The 319-nt window shown below is 37.0% G+C and carries 1 pseudogene; it reads right to left on the bottom strand.

The features are described from left to right. Positions 1-130 precede the first annotated feature (130 nt). Positions 131-319: pseudogene (gene rho / locus AAEY83_RS13605) on the bottom strand (transcription termination factor Rho); the annotation flags it as partial.

The raw sequence follows: 319 nt of genomic DNA on the forward strand, positions 1-319 counted from the left end.
CTTTTGATGAGGTTTATTGTATTTGATTCGATAATACGCTAACTGTTTTCATCTCTATTACTTATGTGAGTCATAAAAAAGACCGCTTATAAGCAAGCGGTCTTTTTGTATAATAGCAACGATAAGACGATTAGTTTTGAGATTTACGTTTCATTTGCTCAAAGAACTCGTCATTGGTTTTCGCTTCTTTTAAGCGATCCAATAAAAATTCAGTGGCTTGTACACCATCCATCGGCTGCAGCAATTTGCGTAAAATCCAAACCTTACGTAGTTTGTCTTCGTCTAGCAAACGCTCTTCGCGGCGAGTACCAGATTTTTT

It is taken from the genome of Psychrobacter sp. TB20-MNA-CIBAN-0197 (genome assembly GCF_040309765.1).
Classification (GTDB): Bacteria; Pseudomonadota; Gammaproteobacteria; order Pseudomonadales; family Moraxellaceae; genus Psychrobacter; species Psychrobacter submarinus.